The sequence below is a fragment of the Glaciecola sp. 2405UD65-10 genome (genome assembly GCF_048820975.1).
Taxonomy (GTDB): domain Bacteria; phylum Pseudomonadota; class Gammaproteobacteria; order Enterobacterales; family Alteromonadaceae; genus Glaciecola.
In genome coordinates this window covers 458,588-476,786 of sequence record NZ_JBMEUF010000001.1, presented here as the reverse complement: position 1 = coordinate 476,786, position 18,199 = coordinate 458,588, and the positions used below count along the sequence as shown (strand labels likewise).

Below are 18,199 nucleotides of genomic sequence, written 5' to 3'. Positions count from 1 at the left end.
TAGAGTGACTTTCAATTTAAGAGTATGAAACGGTATGCCAAAATTTATTCATTTACGATCTAAATCATCATCTGCACTGAGTGAAAATGATGTTACTGATGAACATGTGTATAAAAATAGACGAACCTTACTTAAACAATTAGGCTTTATAGGTGCATCAGGACTTTTAAGTAATAAAGCATTGGCAGGCCCGTTTGATTGGTTTAAAAGTGATGACCCTACACCCACCTTTAAGCAGCAAGCATTAAGTTTTACTCAATCTAATGCCAAGAATTACCCTATACCAAGCACCCCCGAATCTATTGCTACCTCGTACAATAACTTTTATGAATTTGGTACCGCAAAAGATGATCCTATTAAACATTCGCAATCTCTTTCAGTAGAACCATGGACATTACAAATTGACGGCTTGGTTGAAAAGCCTATTACCTTGTCTTATGACGATTTATTTAAAACACTTGATTTAGAAGAAAGGATTTATCGTCTGCGTTGCGTTGAAGCGTGGTCAATGGTTATTCCGTGGATTGGATTTGAACTTGGCAAACTTATTGCACTGGCTCAACCATTAAGCAGCGCTAAATATGTTGCTTTCTCAACGCTTTTATCACCTGAGCAAATGCGTGGACAACGAAATCAGTTTGTTGGCGGAGGTGTTGAATATCCGTATGTTGAAGGCTTGCGCCTTGATGAAGCAATGCATCCCTTGGCGTTTTTAAGTGTGGGAATGTATGGAAAAACATTGCCACCACAAAATGGCGCCCCCATCCGCTTAGTTACGCCATGGAAGTATGGTTTTAAAAGTATTAAATCTATCGTTAAAATAAGCCTAACAGATAAGATGCCACCAACCAGTTGGAATAGGCTTATTCCTAGTGAATACGGTTTTTATGCTAATGTTAATCCTACCGTTGACCACCCCAGATGGTCACAAGCGCGTGAAAGAAGAATTGAAGGTTCAAGTGTGTTTGACCAAGAACGTGTTAATACACAAATGTTTAACGGCTATCCAGAGGTTGCTGATTTATACAAAAACATGGATTTAAGAAAGTTCTATTAAATGTTTATACCAGCGCCGCAAAAACCTATTCGAGTAAAACCTCGCTTTCTTACTCTTGCTCGCATAAGCACTCATGCAGGCATATGTTTGTGGGCTGTATGTTACTTTTACCAAGCCTTTACCGGCGCCCTTCCGGGCGATCCAGTACAGGCATTACTTGATTTCACTGGAATAGGCGCATTAAATTTACTACTTATAAGTTTAGTAGTAAGCGTACTTAGTCAGCATCTAAAATTTTCACAACTTATGCGTTTTAGAAGAACATTTGGGGTTTATGCTGCGGTTTACGGACTCTTGCATTTAAGTACTTTTATTGCTTTCGAACTTCAGTTTGAATGGGCGTTAGTAGCTAAAGAAATAGTTAGCCGCCCATACATCTTGCTCGGTTTCACCGGCTTGCTTTTATTACTAGCCTTGTTAGTTACATCTATTAATAGTATTAAAAAAAGGATGGGGCCTTCATGGCAAAAGCTCCACAATTGGGTATATCTTGCTTTAATTTTAGTGAATGTGCATTTCATTTGGTCAACGAAAAGTATTGACCTGCAAGCCATTATTTATGCATCGTTAAGTACAATCGTATTGCTAAGTAAAAGAAAAAAAATAATAAGAATATTTAAATAGTACTTGCATTAGTACTTATACAGTACTACTGTATATGCATACATACTGAACAGGTAAACAGTCATGGGTATATTTACAGTTGCACACACAGTTACATCACATCACAAGGTGAATCTATTAACCGATGCATCGGTTGATACAGCAAACCATTTTTATGATTTTAACAATGGGGCTAAACACACAAGTGTACAAGATGCTCGCTGGCACTGTAACATTAGCCAGCACTTTAGTTTTAGTTCATTGTCTTCACAGCAAATTCAAGTCAAAGCAACTGAGAAAATGAATCAATTCGATTTACTTTGTGCATTGTTGAAAGCTGGCAACTGCTCTCGAATCTATATAGATTTAATACTAAGTGACAAACAACAAGATATTATACGCCCTTTACAACAATTAGGCGGCACTGAAATAATCAATGCAAGGCTTGTTCATATGTTTGGGAATATGAGCAGCATCAAAGTTTCATAACTTAGCGTTTATGACTGATTTTATGCATTTACTTGAGTGCAAAGCCAATCATCAGCGCCTTTTAAAGTATAAAGTTCTCTTGTTTGAGGCTCGGTGTACAAATTTAGATAATCTACAGAGTCAGGAGTAAACATGAGCAATACAAAGTTTTCATGAACTTGATTTGCTGCATCGCTGTTACTGTCTGTAATTGAACTCTCGTGATCACTTTGCACTAGCAATTCATTGTCTAATGGCACTTTGGGATGTGGCCAGGAAAACTGCTCTTGCGCTTGTTTAGATAGGCTCTGCCATACATTTAGGGCAGTTTCTTTCATATATTCAAGCACAGCCCCTTTTGCAGCCTTTTGCTCTAGCGCCCCCTTATAAGAGTTAGCTAAGTTGTTATTGATCTTAGCGTCCTTACTATGCAACACAACTTCACAAGCTAATCTAAACTGCTCTCGAGTATCTTCAAAGTACCAACAAAGCTCCGCCCTTGATAAACTCTCCCACTGGCTCACCTTTTCACTTCTTTTGTCGCAAATAGCTAAAATAGCGCCATTTTTTAAGCCTCTGAATACCATTGTTCTATTCTTCGGCATACCATTGTTATCAACACTCGCTACCTGAAAAAACTTAGCTGTAGGTTTAGCGCTGTGTACATCAATGGCTTTGCAAAGCCTTTCAATCCACAAAGGCGAGCATACAGACTTAGACATGCTTAACTCGGGAAAATAAGCGGTAAAAGTTTTCGGTGGTTATTTTTGCTAACTCCTCAACGCTAATACCTTTTAGTTTTGCAATAAATTCAGCCACATTAACAACATGCTTAGGCTGATTCTCTTTGCCGCGATGAGGAACTGGCGCTAACCAAGGCGAGTCAGTTTCAATAAGCAGCTTATCAAGGGGAATTTGCTTAACTGTTTCTTGCAGTTCTTTTGCTGAATTAAACGTAACAATGCCAGAGATAGAAATATATATTCCCATTTCAATAGCCGCTTGGGCCATTTCTAAGCTTTCTGTAAAACAATGTAATACAGCACCAGTAGAAGGGTCATAATGCTCACGCAAAAGTTGTAGAGTATCTTCTTGTGCGCCTCGCGTATGGATAATTAGTGGTTTTGATAGCGCATTTGCAACCTTAATATGATCTACAAATGATGAAAACTGAACGTCTTTTGTATCGCTACTGTAAAAATAGTCGAGCCCGGTTTCACCTACAGCTACCACATCATCATCAGTAGCATGTGCAAGCAAGGTATCATAGTCACAGGCGTCCTCTTGATGCAGGGGATGAACACCACAAGAAACCGATACATTACTAAATTTGCTAACCGTCTCTTTCATTTGAGCAAACTCTTTTACTGATACCGCAACACATAACATGTGTTCAACCTTGGCATCAGTCGCGTCTTGTACAACTTGGTCTAGTACTTCACCTTTGGCTTTTAACCTATCTAAATGACAATGTGAATCTACAAACACTAAACACTCCTAAAATCTGAAATTTGCGTAAAAACGCGCTGTAAAATAAGTTGAAAGTTAATACCTGCTTGTTCAAGTTTTGGTTTGAGCTTGCTGCATAAATCACCAATATTTTGTAATTCATTAAGCTTTGATAAGCTTGCGTCTTGCTCTAAGCATTTCTTGTATTCTAATATACTCCATTGATATGCCCATTTTAAGGCAAGAGCGGGCTCTGCTTTCCACTTTTTTGCAACGCTCTCAGCGAATATTTTATTTTCTTGCAGCTGCACAATATCATCAACAAACTCATGATAATTAGCCGCTTTATCAGTTAATGCCTGCAAATACTTAATGGGCGAGCCACTATATGCATGTAAGCCTTCACCTGTTACTGTTTCGCTTGTATTACTACTTAACCACTCTAGACTCTGCTTTTCACTAGGCAAGTGTAAGCGAATCTTCTCACATCTACTTTTAATGGTAGGCAGCACCCCATTAGCTTGAGTGGTCGACAAAATCAAAAATGTGTTTCTTGAGGGCTCTTCCAAGGTTTTCAGCAGTGAGTTACTTGCCGCTTCTGTCATGGCATCAATACCATGAATGATAATTACCTTATTACCCATAAGTTGAGCTGTGGTTGTGACAAACTCTGATACCTTACGAATAAGGTCTACGCCTATACTCGGTTTATCAGATACCACTATTTGCACATCGGGATGTGACTGAGCCTCAAATAAACTACAGCCTTTACAAGCATTACATGCGTTTTTATTTTCACAAACCAGCGCTTTAGCTAAGGCTAAAATAAGCGTTTGTTCACCTACGCCGTCGTCAGCTAAGAACAACAAGCCATGATGTAACTGCGAGCTTGCAATACGCCCAACAAGTTGGCTATAAGTTTGTTTAAACCAAGGATACATATTTAGCTCCTACTTGCATGATGAAATTCGCTGTACCACGCATCTAAGCTATTCAGTACTGACTCTCTAACACTGTCTACATCTTGTGATGCATCAATAATTGCCGCTGAATATGCGTCTTGTTGTTGCATCGTCTTAATTTCTGCTAAATACCGTTCACGAGCACGCTCAAAAAACGCAATTCCGGCCATTTCAATGCGGTCAAGCTCCCCGCGGCCCCTAGCTCGTGAAAGCCCTAATATAGGCTCTATATCTAAATAAAGTGTGAAATTGGGTGAGAAGCTACCCAAAGTCATAGTTTTGAGTTGTGACATAGTAAGATCAGGTACTTGTCGCCCTCCTCCTTGATACGCCAGCGATGATAAGTTATGCCTGTCGCCAACCACATATTGACCTTGGTTTATTGCCGGTTTTATTACGTTATGCACCAATTGACTTCTAGCAGCATACATAAGTAATAGTTCGGTCTCTTGTGTCACCTCTTCTGTTGACCAATCTTGTTTCACACAATCTCTTATAGCTTCAGCCATGGGCGTACCGCCGGGTTCGCGAGTGCAAAGTACATCATGGCCTTTGTTTTTTATATATTCTGACACAGCACCAATCACGGTACTTTTGCCGGCTCCCTCTAATCCTTCTATTACAATAAAAGCTCCGCTCATTTAATTCTATTTCTCTTCTTTTAATTTTTTCAGATAAGCCCTAACCGCCCTATTGTGTTCCTCTAAGTTTGTAGAGAAAACATGCCCACCTTCACCACTTGCTACGAAGTAAAACGCATCGGTGAGAGATGGCTGCAATGTAGCATTAATTGACAACTCACTTGCCATTGCAATAGGTGTAATGGGGAGTCCCTTAATGACATAGGTATTGTAAGGCGTAGCTTGTCGTAAGTGCTTACGTGTAATATTACCATCGTAGCTATCGCCAATGCCATAAATAACCGTTGGGTCAGTTTGTAGCCTCATATTAGCGTTTAAGCGATTTGTGAAAACACCGGCAATTTCAGCTCGCTCCGCATCAACAGCGGTTTCTTTCTCTACAATTGACGCTAAAATTAATACTTCATACTGATTTTTTAAAGGCACATCTACAAAACGCTTATGCCATGCACTTTCTAATAATGCTTCCATCGAAGAATAAGCACGCTGAATAATAGAGCTCATATTTTGCTTGTAGGTGTAATGATAAGTATTCGGTAATAAGCACCCCTCTAAACTACGATACTCATTCGCACAAAAACCTTGGTTATTAGTTAAAAGCTCATATAAGTCAGCTACTGTGCCTAAGTCATTATTTAAGTTTTCGCTACTTTTTAACTGAGAAATCCATTGCGCGAAAGTTTGGCCTTCAACTAAGGTAATAGAAAATTGCTTAACTTCACCGGCATTCACCATTTTAATAAGGTCAACTACAAGGGATTGAGGCGGTAGTTCATACAAACCAGCTTGAATACTTGAATACTCAGGGTTTAATTTAAGCCATAATTTAAAGCCAAGTGAGTCTATTTCACTATATTTACTCAGTTGTTTTTTTACGCGATAAAGATTGCTACCATCTTCTACTTCTAAAGACACCGCTTGTGTATTGCTAAGTTTCAAAGATTCAAAATTAACTAATTTATAATAAGCAGTCGCCAGCGCTATAAATGCCAGTATCACGCCAGTTAATGCGGTAAAAAGAAGAAATTTTTTCATGCCTTGCAATCGCTCTGTGATGCCGTAAATATGCCATTAGCGATGTCACTTAAAACATCGTTGTTATATGCCACGCTTTCATGTTTGTGGTTTTGATACGAAGATACAGGAATAATAAACTTAACGGCATTAGTTAAAAACACACTGCTGGCGCTCATTAAATGCTCGGCACTTATATTAGTGACCTTGTATGCTATTCCTTGGGCAGCAAAGTACTCTAAAACAAGACGTCTCATTACGCCCGAAACGCCTGCTTGTTCAAGAGACGGTGTTAACCAAAGCTCGTTTACTTTCAGAAATACATTTGCTGATATAGCCTCAATAATGTTGCCATTTTGGTCAGCTAAAATAAGATCTTCAGCGTCTTGCGTGTCAGCTAATTCTATTTTCGCCATAATTTGTTCAAGCCTATTTAGGTGTTTAATGCCGGCAAGTAAAGTTTGGCTAGAAAGTGGGAAAGAACACATTTTTAAGCGATAAATAGACGCAATGCTATTGGCACTAAACGCGGTGGTTTTATGAAAGCTGATAGAAACCATAGTTTCCGCTTTGACGGGTAATTCATATCCGCGCCCACCTAAGCCTCTTGAAATGTGTATTTTAACAACAATGGCTTCGTTATCTAAACCAACACTTGTGAGTAAAAGGTCGTTAATTTTGTTGACTAATAGCGGCACATCTAAATATATACGCAATCGACTCGTATCGTGTACAAGCCTGCTAATATGTTTAGAGTAATTGAACAAACACCTATTGTAGGCATACATTGTGGTAAAACAGCCATCCCCATAATTAAATGCTCTATCTTGAACATTAACTTGAGGTGTTGCTGTATGTGAATTTAGCGTATTTAAGACAAGAAAGTGCATGGTTTATCTTTTACATTTTTGTTCATTCAAACGGCGTCCATTGTCAGCTAAATATTGCATAAAAAAAAGTGAAGAAACGAAAACCATTTCTTCACTTAATTTAACAAATCTACTTCGCTGTGACTATGTCAATTTACGCTTTATTCACCCTTAGCGAACAACAATGAACCGTTTGTCCCACCAAAGCCAAAAGAATTACATAGGGCATAGTCTGCAGAAAAGTCAGATGACTTATGTGCCACAAAATCTAAGTCACACCCCTCACCTGGATTATCAAGGTTTATAGTGGGTGGCGCTTTTTGGTCGCGAAGTGCCAAAATAGTAAAGATGGCCTCTACTGATCCTGCTGCACCTAACAAGTGGCCTATCATTGATTTTGTAGAGCTCACTTTAAGCTTAGCGGCATGGTCGTTAAAAATTGATTTAACCGCATTCACTTCAGCAATATCGCCAGCAGGCGTTGATGTACCATGAGCATTAATGTAACCAATTAAATTACGATCAATACCTGAATCATCTATGGCATTTTCCATTGCTTGGGCTGCGCCCTCTCCGTCAGCAGGAGGTGATGTCATATGAAATGCATCGCCACTCATACCGAAGCCTACTAATTCAGCATAAATGGTAGCGCCACGAGCTTTGGCATGTTCATATTCTTCAAGCATAACAACGCCGGCACCTTCACCCATAACGAAACCATCACGAGCGCTATCCCATGGACGGCTTGCGCTTTCAGGATTATCGTTATTGGTTGACAGCGCACGAGCGGAAGCAAAACCAGCAAACGCCAAAGGAGTAATAGTTGCTTCAGATCCACCTGCAAGCATCGCGTCAGCATCATTATACGCAATTGTGCGCGCCGCAATGCCAATGTTGTGAACGCCAGTAGTACAAGCGGTTACCACATTTAAATTAGGTCCTTTAAGCCCTTCCATAATAGACAAGAAACCGGAAATCATATTCGTGATAGTGGATGGTACAAAAAAGGGAGAAACGCGCTTAGGGCCACTTTTAAGTAATTTAGAGTGATTTTCTTCAATTAGCGGTAAACCACCAATACCAGAGCCTATTGCAACTCCTACTCGCTTAGCATTTTCGCTGCTAATTTCTAAACCTGAATCAGCTAAAGCTTGCTTTCCAGCCGCAATACCTAATTGAATAAAGCGGTCCATCTTTTTCGCTTCTTTTCTAGGAATGTAAGCTTCGCAATCAAAATCTTTAACTTCGCCCGCTATTTTGGTATTAAAATCACTTGTATCAAAGTGTGTTACAGCGCTTATACCGCTGGTACCTGCTAATATATTAGTCCAGGTGGTTTCAACCGAATTACCTACGGGCGTAAGCATACCCATGCCAGTTACTACTACGCGACGTTTACTCACGCAATCCTCCTACCTTTTTTGAAAGGTAACAATTGATAAATAAAAATAATTCTTCAGATACAAAAAAACGGCCCAGAAGAGCCGTTTTCCTTGAAACTTTATTACGCGTCGTTATTAGCGTTAATGTAGTCTATCGCTGACTGAACAGTGGTGATTTTCTCAGCTTCTTCATCAGGGATTTCAGTATCAAACTCTTCTTCAAGAGCCATTACCAATTCAACTGTGTCAAGCGAGTCAGCACCTAAATCATCTACAAAAGAGGCTTCAGATTTTACTTCTTCTTCTTTAACGCCTAATTGCTCGACAATGATTTTCTTTACGCGATCTTCGATATTACTCATAATTACAGGTTTCCTTTACATACCTTTAAAAAAATTAGCGTGGATAGTTTATTGACCTTATCCCTGCCATGCAAGCTTAACCAATCATTTAATTTGTGGTCAAACCACAACGTTGTTAATTATTAGTTAAAAATAGCTTAGTATCAACCTAAAATCACGTTTTAATTGCGATTTATTGGTTGATGTTGGTTTAGCTCATAAACATTCCACCATTTACATGGATTGTTTCACCGGTTATATAACCAGCAAGGTCTGAACATAAAAACGCCACAGTGGCCGCAATTTCATTTGGTTGGCCTAATCTATTAGCAGGAATATCATTAAATATTGCTGCTTTTTGATCATCACTTAAGTTGCGCGTCATGTCAGTGTCAATGAATCCGGGGGCTACTACATTAACGGTAATACCTCTTGAAGCGATTTCTCGCGCCATAGATTTACTAAAGCCAATTACCGCGGCTTTAGCGGCAGCATAATTAGCTTGTCCACCATTGCCCGTTGAACCCACCACTGAACCAATTGTGACTATTCTACCATACTTCTTCTTCATCATGCCGCGCATTACCGCTTTTGACAACTTAAATACAGAAGTTAAATTTGTTTGCAGAATATCGTCCCATTCACTTTCCTTCATGCGCATGATCAAATTATCACGCGTAATACCGGCATTGTTAATGAGTAAATCTATTGCACCATATTCTTCTGTAATTGCTTTTAAGCAGCTGGCAATGTCTTCGTCATTAGTAACATTTAAACACAAGCCCTTACCTTTACTACCTAAATAATCGCTTATTGCCTGCGCACCACCATCACTAGTAGCGGTTCCAATAACAAAAGCGCCGCAGTTTACAAGCTGTTCGGCTATAGCTCTACCAATTCCTCGGCTAGCGCCGGTTACTAGTGCAATTTTTCCTGATAAATCATTCATCTTTTGTGTCTCGAGTTTATAAATCTGATGGCGAATTGAAGCTGCGTGTAGCGATGCTTTTATCAATTCGTTTAATAAGCCCTGTGAGTACTTTTCCAGGCCCTACTTCAATAATGTCGCTTACACCTTGCTGGGCTAAATAATTAATGCTCTTAGTCCACTGAACAGGCATGTAAAGTTGCCTCACTAATGCATCCTTTATGGCCTTAGAATCATTGGCAACAGCTACATCTACGTTATTAACAACAGGTACTACCGGAGAAGCAAAAGGCAGTTCATCTAGCAGATGACTCAGTTCTTCACTGGCTCCTTTCATAAGAGCGCAATGAGATGGCACACTTACCGCTAAAGGTAGTGCACGTTTTGCACCCGCTTCTTTAATTGCCGCAGCGGCTTGAACAACCGCTTCTTTTTGACCCGCTATGACTACCTGACCTGGCGAGTTAAAGTTGACCGGTGCAACTACTTGTTTGGTTTCGTTAGCCACTTGCTCACAAATTGTTGCAATGGCCTCATCATCTAAACCTATAATGGCATACATGGCACCGTCACCTGGCTTCACGGCAGCTTGCATAAATTTACCACGAGCCGACACTATTTTAACCCCTTGGGATAAATCAATGACCTTTGCAGCCACAAGCGCGCTGTACTCACCTAAGCTATGGCCAGCATAATAATCGGCTTGAATGCCTTGTTCCGACTGTAGAACTTGTAAACATGCAATACTGGCTGTTAATAAGGCGGGTTGTGTAATTTCTGTTTGATTAAGAGATGACTCAGGGCCTTGCTGACAAATCTTCCAAAGATCATAGCCTAAGGCATCTGAAGATTCTTCAAAGCACACATTAACCGACGGGAAATTTTCAGCTAAGTCTTTTAGCATACCCAATGATTGGCTTCCCTGACCTGGGAAAACACAAGCTATTTTGCTCATGGAATTATCCTATTATTTTAATTTTTTAAATGTTACGTGTTACTTACGCTATTTTTATACAGTGCAAAAGCGCAAATTACCAGAGAATAAGCGCTATATAGCCATTTGATTAACTTAATATTTAACTAAGGCAGAGGCCCAAGCAAATCCACCACCAAAAGCTTCTAATAGTAGATGTTGCCCGCGCTTTATTCTTCCATCGCGGATGGCCGTATCTAAAGCAGTGGGAACAGTAGCAGCAGAGGTATTGCCATATTTTTCAAGTGTTACCACCACTTGGTCTAACGACATATCTAATTTTTTAGCGGTTGCTTTAATAATTCTAAAGTTAGCTTGGTGCGGCACTAGCCAATCCAAATCTGATTTTTGCATATTGTTAGCAGCCAAGGTTTGTTCAACAATTTCGCTCAGTTTAGTGACTGCGACTTTGAATACTTCGTTGCCCTTCATCACGCCCCAATTTTCATGTACGGAAGCTTCATCACCGCGTGTTGGATTGCCAACGTACAATAATTCAGAATATGAACCTGCGGCATTAATATGGGTAGAGAGAATACCAGGTTCTTCACTTGCTTCAATGATTGTGGCGCCAGCCGCATCTCCAAATAAGATCACCATCCCTCTATCTTTGGGATCAATCAATCGGCTTAAGCAGTCAGTCCCAATAACAAGAATACGTTTTGCCATGCCACTTTTTATGTATTGGTCTGCCACACTTAATGCATAACAATAACCAGCACAAGCCGCCGCCACATCAAAAGCAGGAATATTGTCTACACCAAGAATTTTTTGAATTTCACAGGCGGTGCTTGGTAATGAATATCTACCGCTAGTAGTAGCGCATACAATCATATCTAGTTGGGATGCATCTATACCTGCCGCTGATAACGCTTCTTTTGAAGCCTCTGCGCCCATAGTGGCTGCCGTTTCTTCTGCGCCTACTAAGCGACGTTCTTTTATGCCGGTTCTATCTGTTATCCATTCATCTGAGGTGTCTACCATCAGTTCTAAATCTGCATTTGAACGGACTTCGCTCGGGTAATAACTTCCCGTCCCTATAATTCGCGAATACATGTAATTAATGCTCCAGTAAAGCTTGCTCTATTTTTGATTTTATTTTGTCTGGAACGGCACTTTCTGCTTCAGAAATAGCCTGCACAATAGCGTAGTAACATGCTTCTGTAGATGCGTTCCCATGACTTTTAACAACAATGGACGGCAATCCTATCAGACTAGCACCATTATACTGGTCGGGGTTCATTCTTTGGTGCAAACTTTTTAACAAAGGTAGGCATAATTTGCTCAATAATCGAGCAAGTAGGTTCTTTTCTGTAATCGCAATCATTTCACTGCGCAAAAACGCAGCTATTCCTTCACTCGCCTTAAGCGCTACATTGCCAGTAAAACCATCTGTTACAACAACATGTGATTTACCTGCAAAAATATCGTTACCCTCTACATAACCAATATAGTTCAACTTATCAAAAGAGCGTATAAGAGAGTCAGCATGTTTAACTAAAGAGTGGCCTTTATTATCTTCTTCGCCAACATTTAATAAAGCCACTTTGGGATTATCAATACCTTCACTTTCTTCCATCAACACAGAACCCATCACTGCATATTGGAAAAGATTCTCTGCGTTATAGTGAATAGAAGCACCTAAGTCTAGCAGTAAGACTTTGCCTTGATCTTGTGTGGGTAATATTGTGGCCAGCGCGGGGCGAGATATGCCCGAAATAGTCTTTAAAACATAATAGGCGCTCGCCATAAGTGCACCCGTATTACCGCCGCTTACGCAACCATCAGCGCGTTTTTCTGCGGTTAAGTCTAGTGCTCTGCGCATGCTTGAATTTTGTTTTTGGCGAATAGCCATTGCGGGTTTATCGTGCATTTGCACAACTTGCTCACAACACTCGTAAAGCAATCTTGTTGAGTACTGCTGAGTAATTAAGGTTTGGTAGTTAGCTTGCTCGCTGGCATCGCCGCAAACAATTATAGATACATGAGGGAAGTCGCGAAGGATATTTTTGATAGCATTAAAAAAAACATGGGGGCCGCGATCGCCCCCCATGATATCAACTGCTATAGTGATAGTAGACAAAGCTAATGCTTAGTTGCCAATCACTTTGTTACCTTTGTAGAAACCATCAGCTGTCACGTGGTGACGACGATGAGTTTCGCCAGAGGTTGCGTCAACAGATAACGTTGCGCCAGTTAGTGAATCGTGAGCACGACGCGTTCCGCGTTTTGCTCTAGATTTTTTACTTTTTTGTACCGCCATAGGTTACTCCTAGTCTCGCTTAAGCTCTTTTAAAACCGCAAATGGGTTTACTCGCTCAGGTTCCGGATTAAGTTTACCGAATTGTAAGTCCTTAGCTTGAATTGCGCAATCTTCTTGTGGATGAAGCGCAACTATTGGCAAAGACAAAATCAACTCGTCTTCCAGTAACTGGAATAAATCAACTTCTCCATGGTCATCGACCTCTACCGGTTCATAAGCGTCGGGTAATGAGTTCCCTTCTTCGCTCCCCTGCACGGGAGAAAAACAAAATTCAGTATATACTGAATGATTGAGTACCTCATTACACCTTTGACAAACTAGCTGAACGTGTGAACGCATCTCGCCTTTAAAGTAAGTAAGACCCTGCGCGTCTTTTAAAAACTCCACTTTAACAGGCACTTCAGCCTCAACTGCGGCTACCGTATTACTGAAACGCTGCATTTCATGCGCTAAGTATATGCCGTCATAAGACGACTGCTTTTGCGCACTTTTTACAGGATCAAGTTTTTTAGGTAGTTTCACGTTTGTCATAGCGCGCGCATCATATAGAGTTACGCAGCAATAGTCAATGTTTAACAAGGGTGTAAGAAAATATAATATATGCAAGCTGGCCACAACTTGCAGGTGAAAACCGATAAGAATGAAGATAATATTAAGCTATTATTGCATTATTTAAATAGATTGATACAAAATGCCCCCTATTCTACTTGCTTCATCATCACCCTATAGAGCTCAATTATTAGCCAAATTAAATTTGCCTTTCATTCAAGCTTCTCCTGAATTAGACGAAACACATTTACCGCATGAAGTCCCCGAATCCCTTGTTAAGCGCCTTAGTTTAGCAAAAGCAGAAGCCTTATCTGAAACCTACCCGGAGTACTATATTATTGGCTCAGATCAGTCTCTTTGTGCGCCAAACGGTGAAATATTGGGAAAGCCTCATACGGTTGAAAATGCGATTCAGCAACTTAGTTTACTAAGTGGGAATCGGGTTACCTTTTTTACAGGTTTAAGTTTAATTAGCCCTAAAAGTTGTAGCGAAAGTATGGCTAAACAAACGGTGGTGGTGCCCTTTATTGTGCATTTTAAAGAGTTGAGTAAGGCAGAGATAGAAGCCTACGTAAGAGCCGAAATGCCGCTTGATTGTGCTGGCAGTTTTAAATCAGAAGGCTTAGGTATAAGCCTATTTGAAAAGCTAGAAGGAGAAGACCCAAATAGTTTAATAGGCTTGCCTTTGATAAAGCTCTGTCAATTATTTAGCAATGTAGGTATTAATCCTCTGCTTATGCAAAAAACCAGTACGAAACCGTAATGGCTGCAAAAATACCTGCAAAATCTGCAGCTAAGCAACAACCTACTGCATACCGGCTATGCTTTATCCCTACAGCCCCTAAATAAACGGCTAATACATAAAATGTTGTTTCGGTTGAGCCTTGCATTACTGAGGCTAACCTACCCACAAAAGAATCAGCGCCATGATGCTGCATAGTTTCAATCATTAGGGCTCTTGCACCAGAGCCACTTAATGGTTTCATTAATGCGTTAGGTATTGCTTCAACAAAACGAGTATCCATACCCACTAACGCTAATACATAAGCGACCGATTGGGTAACTAAGTCCATTAAGCCGCTCGCTCGTAACATTGCGATGGCAACTAGCATAGCCAATAAATACGGAATAATTGAAATGGCAACTTCAAAACCTTGTTTAGCGCCTTCAACAAATTGCTCGTAGGTATTTTGCCCTTTGCGCCACCCCATTACTAATACCACTACAATGAATAAAAACAATGCAAAATTAGCTATAAAGCTAGATTGACTGGCTAGCTGGTCTGCAGCAAGGTTAGCAAAGTATAAAATAACTGCTGCTAAAAAACTAAAGATCCCCACTAAATACAGCAAAACGGTTTTATTAAATAAATTGATTTTTTGAACCGCGCAAGTAATTAAAAGACCCGCCAGGGTGGATGCACTGGTGGCAAGTAGAATAGGGATAAATACGTCAGTGGGCTGAGCAGCACCTTGTTCCGCTCTATATAAAAATACAGCAATAGGAAAAAGCGTGACTGAGGATGTATTTAATACTAAAAACAAAATTTGAGAGTTCGTAAGCGTATCTTTAACACTTGATAAAGACTGCATGTCTTGCATTGCTTTTATGCCAAAAGGAGTAGCCGCATTATCTAAACCAAGCACATTAGCTGACATATTCATGGTAATGCTGCCAAGTGCTGGGTGATCACGCGGGATATCGGGCATTATTTTACGTAAGAACGGTGAGAGTACGCGAGAAAACTTAGTGATTAAACCTGAACCTTCGGCTACTTTAAAAATGCCTAACCAAAAAGCAAGTAAGCCAATAAGGCCCAGCGCAATATTAACACTGGTTTTAGCCATATCAGTAACGGCCGTCATCACGTTTTCAAAACTACCGAAATCACCTGTGATGGCCACTTGCACGCAAGTGGCAACAAAGGCACTCACAATAAAAGCCAACCAAATCTTATGCAGCATAATTTGCTCTCAATTTATAATTATTATAGATGTAGCAGCTAGCAAGAGACTGATAAGCAAGTCTTATTGAAATAATAGTAAATACGTAACTGTCTTATTTCACTGCTTTTAATATTAACAAGACTATCATAAGCCAAAGCGAGAGGGGAATAAAATGCAGGTATAAAGTGCTAACAAACACAATGGCTGTTAGCACCAGAAGCACTTAATTAAGCGGCAAAAAATAGTAAATTACAAAACAGCTTTAAGTGCGGCAATGCATGTATCAATTTTTTGCCTATTGCTGCTTTCGCCCATTAAGCCAATACGCCATACTTTGCCGGCAAGTGCACCTAAACCAGCGCCAATCTCTACGTCAAATTCGTTTAGTAGTTGCTTACGAATTTTAGCATCATCACAGCCTTTGGGAATATCAACCAAATTGAGTTGCGGTAAACGATACGCCGCATCAATAGTCATGTTAAGCCCTATTTTTTGAAGTTCGTCACGTAAGTAATTATGATTATTTTGATGGCGTTCCCAAGCATTTTCCAATCCTTCTTCTTTCACCATCAACAGGCTTTCATGCAGGGCATATATACTATTTACTGGCGCGGTATGATGATAAGCTCGCTGCGCCCCCTGCCCCCAATAGCCAAGAATAAGATTAAGATCAAGGAACCAACTTTGTACGGGTGTTTTTCTGCTTTTTATTTTTTCTAGAGCGGCTTCACTGAAGCTTACTGGTGACAAACCAGGTACACACGACAAACACTTTTGTGTACCTGAATATATAGCATCAATTTGCCAATCATCTACACGAAGTTCAATACCAGCGAGCGTAGTTACGGCATCAACTAGCGTTAAACAATCATATTCTTTTGCAATCGCACATAGGGTTTGGGCATCATTTCGAACACCCGTAGACGTTTCCGCATGAACGAATGCCACTATTTTTGTATCGGGGTTAGCATCAAGTGCAGCACGTAATTTTTCAGGCTTGGTTTGTTCACCCCATGGGTCTTCAACAAGCACTAGTTCACCGCCTGAACGTATTACATTTTCTTTCATTCGGGTACCAAATACGCCATTTTGGCATACAATAACTTTATCACCCGGTTCAATTAAATTGACAAAGCAAGCTTCCATACCCGCTGAGCCCGGTGCTGATATGGGCATAGTCAATTCATTTTTTGTTTGAAACACATATTGAAGTAGTGTTTTTGTTTCGTCCATTAACTTAATAAAGCTAGGATCTAAGTGGCCAATGGTTGGTCTAGAAAGAGCCTTTAGTACTCGTTCGCTTACATCTGAAGGACCCGGGCCCATTAGTAATTTACGTTGAGGAATAAAACTTTGCATGAGAACCCTTATTAAAACTCGAATAGATGATGAATGTAAACCAAGCAAACATCCTACTATAAAAGCACGGTTATGGAATTAATGTTTAGTATTTTTACTGTGAATATTGACTTAGAAATAAGCAATGCATACTTTGTGGGTATACGCGTACAAGTTGTAAACAATTAAGCCACCTTAAGAGCGCATATCTTGGCTCAAACCCACTAAGCCTGCAAAAAGCATAAAAAAAACGAATTAATTGTTAGAAAATGCCAAAAACACCTTTATTTTTGTATTATTTTTAAGCTATAGTGATTTTTCTGTATTCTGATTTTTGTTAGCACGTCTCCCAAAAGAACGTAGCGTACCTATTTACCATCTTATATAGATGGTGTGAAAAATACGTTTACTAGCTCATTCATTGGTAAAAATACGTATTGTTGTAACCGTTAGCGCATGGCTCTGCATAGAGCCGACCCCTAAGCCTGGAACTTTTGTTCCGGGCCTTTTTCTTTTTACCACTTATTGAAAAGTCAGTTAGGGGATTTGTTCTTCTTTTACTTGTCTTAGTAAACCTTCTTGAACCGATGACGCAACCAGCAAACCTTCTTTGTTGTAAATTTTGCCTTGTACTAAAGCTCGTCCGTTTCCGCTAAATGGGCTTTCCATTTCATACAACAACCAGTCATCAAACTTGAAACTATGATGAAACCACATTGCATGGTCTATGGTCGCTAGGCGAAGCGTTTTATCTTGCACCGCTAGGCCATGAGCCTGCACGGCGGTACTTAAAAAGTGGTAATCAGACGCGTAAGCAAGCGCTGCTTGATTAACCGCTACATGGCTAGATATTTCATCCCTACCCTTCATCCATAATTGACGCTTAGGATCACGTTTTTGCGCCCTAAATGAGTGAGCCCCATCTATGGTACGAATATCTACAGGACGATGAAACGGCAATGCTTTTCGCGTTCGCTCTGAAATCTTATCCATGTTGTCATCGTAAAATTGTATGTCTTTTTCTACTGAATCAGGATCAGGCACGTCTGGCATGTCGGCAAATTGATGATTTAAGCCTTCTTCAAGTAGTTGAAAAGAAGCCGTCATATAGAAAATGGCTCGTCCATTTTGCACCGCACGCACACGTCGCGCTGAAAAACTGCGTCCATCTCTTACTAATTCCACCTCATAAACAACAGGCTTACTGGCATCTCCCGGTAACAAAAAGTAACTATGGAATGAGTGTATCACGCGATTATCGGGCACACTCTTATAAGCCGCCATTACAGATTGACCAAGTACTTGGCCTCCATATAAGGCTCTAAAACCTAAATCCCAGCTATTTCCTCTATAAAGGTCTTTTTCAATTTGTTCTAATTCAAAAAGTGTATCTAATCGTGGATGGGACAAACTATC

General features: G+C 40.2%; 21 protein-coding genes. 4 read left to right on the top strand and 17 right to left on the bottom strand.

All coding sequences use genetic code 11. The annotated features are described in order from the left end of the window. The first annotated feature begins 34 nt into the window (after window positions 1–34). The 3 genes from msrP to ACOI22_RS02120 all read left to right on the top strand — a co-directional run bounded on the left by msrP (window position 35) and on the right by ACOI22_RS02120 (window position 2,149). Window positions 35–1,057 carry a protein-methionine-sulfoxide reductase catalytic subunit MsrP gene (gene msrP, locus ACOI22_RS02130; RefSeq protein WP_420669733.1) on the top strand — a complete coding sequence of 341 codons (1,023 nt, stop codon included), beginning with the start codon at window positions 35–37 and terminating at the stop codon, window positions 1,055–1,057. Further along, on the top strand, window positions 1,058–1,681 hold the full coding sequence (locus tag ACOI22_RS02125) for a sulfite oxidase heme-binding subunit YedZ (protein ID WP_420669731.1): 624 nt from the start codon (window positions 1,058–1,060) through the stop codon (window positions 1,679–1,681). 63 nt (window positions 1,682–1,744) lie between these two features. Continuing rightward, entirely contained in the window at window positions 1,745–2,149 is a 405-nt protein-coding gene (locus tag ACOI22_RS02120; protein ID WP_420669729.1) for a hypothetical protein, read from the top strand. A gap of 20 nt (window positions 2,150–2,169) precedes the next feature. Here ACOI22_RS02120 and ACOI22_RS02115 read toward each other — a convergent pair whose 3' ends face one another. The 14 genes from ACOI22_RS02115 to yceD all read right to left on the bottom strand — a co-directional run bounded on the left by ACOI22_RS02115 (window position 2,170) and on the right by yceD (window position 13,481). Then, window positions 2,170–2,850, bottom strand: a complete 681-nt coding sequence (locus tag ACOI22_RS02115; RefSeq protein ID WP_420669727.1) for a pyridoxamine 5'-phosphate oxidase family protein — start codon at window positions 2,848–2,850, stop codon at window positions 2,170–2,172. Further along, window positions 2,843–3,616, bottom strand: coding sequence for a TatD family hydrolase (locus ACOI22_RS02110; protein WP_420669725.1), 774 nt, complete (start codon window positions 3,614–3,616; stop codon window positions 2,843–2,845). Before ACOI22_RS02110 ends, ACOI22_RS02115 begins: the two co-directional genes overlap by 8 nt. Further along, a complete protein-coding gene (gene holB / locus ACOI22_RS02105; protein ID WP_420669723.1) occupies window positions 3,616–4,518 on the bottom strand; it encodes a DNA polymerase III subunit delta' in 903 nt (300 codons plus the stop codon). The genes ACOI22_RS02110 and holB overlap by 1 nt, the downstream gene beginning before the upstream one ends. Before the next feature lie 2 nt (window positions 4,519–4,520). After that, window positions 4,521–5,180, bottom strand: coding sequence for a dTMP kinase (gene tmk, locus ACOI22_RS02100; protein ID WP_420669721.1), 660 nt, complete (start codon window positions 5,178–5,180; stop codon window positions 4,521–4,523). Between the two features lie 6 nt (window positions 5,181–5,186). Beyond that, window positions 5,187–6,215, bottom strand: a complete 1,029-nt coding sequence (mltG, locus tag ACOI22_RS02095; RefSeq protein WP_420669719.1) for an endolytic transglycosylase MltG — start codon at window positions 6,213–6,215, stop codon at window positions 5,187–5,189. Beyond that, entirely contained in the window at window positions 6,212–7,084 is an 873-nt protein-coding gene (pabC, locus tag ACOI22_RS02090; RefSeq protein WP_420669717.1) for an aminodeoxychorismate lyase, read from the bottom strand. Before pabC ends, mltG begins: the two co-directional genes overlap by 4 nt. A 140-nt stretch (window positions 7,085–7,224) precedes the next feature. After that, the gene (fabF, locus tag ACOI22_RS02085; protein ID WP_420669715.1) at window positions 7,225–8,466 is read right to left on the bottom strand and encodes a beta-ketoacyl-ACP synthase II; all 1,242 of its coding nucleotides are present in this window, start codon (window positions 8,464–8,466) and stop codon (window positions 7,225–7,227) included. Between the two features lie 101 nt (window positions 8,467–8,567). Then, on the bottom strand, window positions 8,568–8,807 hold the full coding sequence (gene acpP, locus ACOI22_RS02080) for an acyl carrier protein (protein WP_420669713.1): 240 nt from the start codon (window positions 8,805–8,807) through the stop codon (window positions 8,568–8,570). Between the two features lie 190 nt (window positions 8,808–8,997). Next, window positions 8,998–9,735, bottom strand: a complete 738-nt coding sequence (gene fabG, locus ACOI22_RS02075) for a 3-oxoacyl-ACP reductase FabG (protein WP_420669712.1) — start codon at window positions 9,733–9,735, stop codon at window positions 8,998–9,000. Between the two features lie 16 nt (window positions 9,736–9,751). After that, entirely contained in the window at window positions 9,752–10,669 is a 918-nt protein-coding gene (fabD, locus tag ACOI22_RS02070) for an ACP S-malonyltransferase (protein ID WP_420669710.1), read from the bottom strand. Between the two features lie 114 nt (window positions 10,670–10,783). Beyond that, window positions 10,784–11,743, bottom strand: coding sequence for a beta-ketoacyl-ACP synthase III (locus tag ACOI22_RS02065; RefSeq protein WP_420669708.1), 960 nt, complete (start codon window positions 11,741–11,743; stop codon window positions 10,784–10,786). A 4-nt stretch (window positions 11,744–11,747) separates the two neighbouring features. Beyond that, the gene (gene plsX, locus ACOI22_RS02060) at window positions 11,748–12,770 is read right to left on the bottom strand and encodes a phosphate acyltransferase PlsX (protein WP_420669706.1); all 1,023 of its coding nucleotides are present in this window, start codon (window positions 12,768–12,770) and stop codon (window positions 11,748–11,750) included. Between the two features lie 9 nt (window positions 12,771–12,779). After that, the gene (rpmF, locus tag ACOI22_RS02055; RefSeq protein ID WP_420669704.1) at window positions 12,780–12,950 is read right to left on the bottom strand and encodes a 50S ribosomal protein L32; all 171 of its coding nucleotides are present in this window, start codon (window positions 12,948–12,950) and stop codon (window positions 12,780–12,782) included. Between the two features lie 9 nt (window positions 12,951–12,959). Continuing rightward, window positions 12,960–13,481 (bottom strand): 23S rRNA accumulation protein YceD, encoded by a 522-nt coding sequence (gene yceD / locus ACOI22_RS02050; RefSeq protein WP_420669702.1) that lies wholly within the window; start codon window positions 13,479–13,481, stop codon window positions 12,960–12,962. Window positions 13,482–13,641: 160 nt separating this feature from the next. Between yceD and ACOI22_RS02045 the strand changes: the two genes are divergently transcribed. After that, the gene (locus ACOI22_RS02045; RefSeq protein ID WP_420669700.1) at window positions 13,642–14,262 is read left to right on the top strand and encodes a Maf family protein; all 621 of its coding nucleotides are present in this window, start codon (window positions 13,642–13,644) and stop codon (window positions 14,260–14,262) included. Here ACOI22_RS02045 and ACOI22_RS02040 read toward each other — a convergent pair. From ACOI22_RS02040 to ACOI22_RS02030, 3 genes are all read right to left on the bottom strand, one after another. Beyond that, on the bottom strand, window positions 14,234–15,463 hold the full coding sequence (locus tag ACOI22_RS02040) for a nucleoside recognition domain-containing protein (RefSeq protein WP_420669698.1): 1,230 nt from the start codon (window positions 15,461–15,463) through the stop codon (window positions 14,234–14,236). The two genes, ACOI22_RS02045 and ACOI22_RS02040, sit on opposite strands and share 29 nt — an antisense overlap. A gap of 231 nt (window positions 15,464–15,694) precedes the next feature. Further along, window positions 15,695–16,804: a pyridoxal-phosphate-dependent aminotransferase family protein gene (locus ACOI22_RS02035; RefSeq protein ID WP_420669696.1), complete on the bottom strand. Its 1,110-nt coding sequence runs from the start codon at window positions 16,802–16,804 to the stop codon at window positions 15,695–15,697. A gap of 516 nt (window positions 16,805–17,320) precedes the next feature. Beyond that, window positions 17,321–18,193 carry an acyl-CoA thioesterase gene (locus tag ACOI22_RS02030; protein ID WP_420669694.1) on the bottom strand — a complete coding sequence of 291 codons (873 nt, stop codon included), beginning with the start codon at window positions 18,191–18,193 and terminating at the stop codon, window positions 17,321–17,323. Window positions 18,194–18,199: the final 6 nt, after the last annotated feature.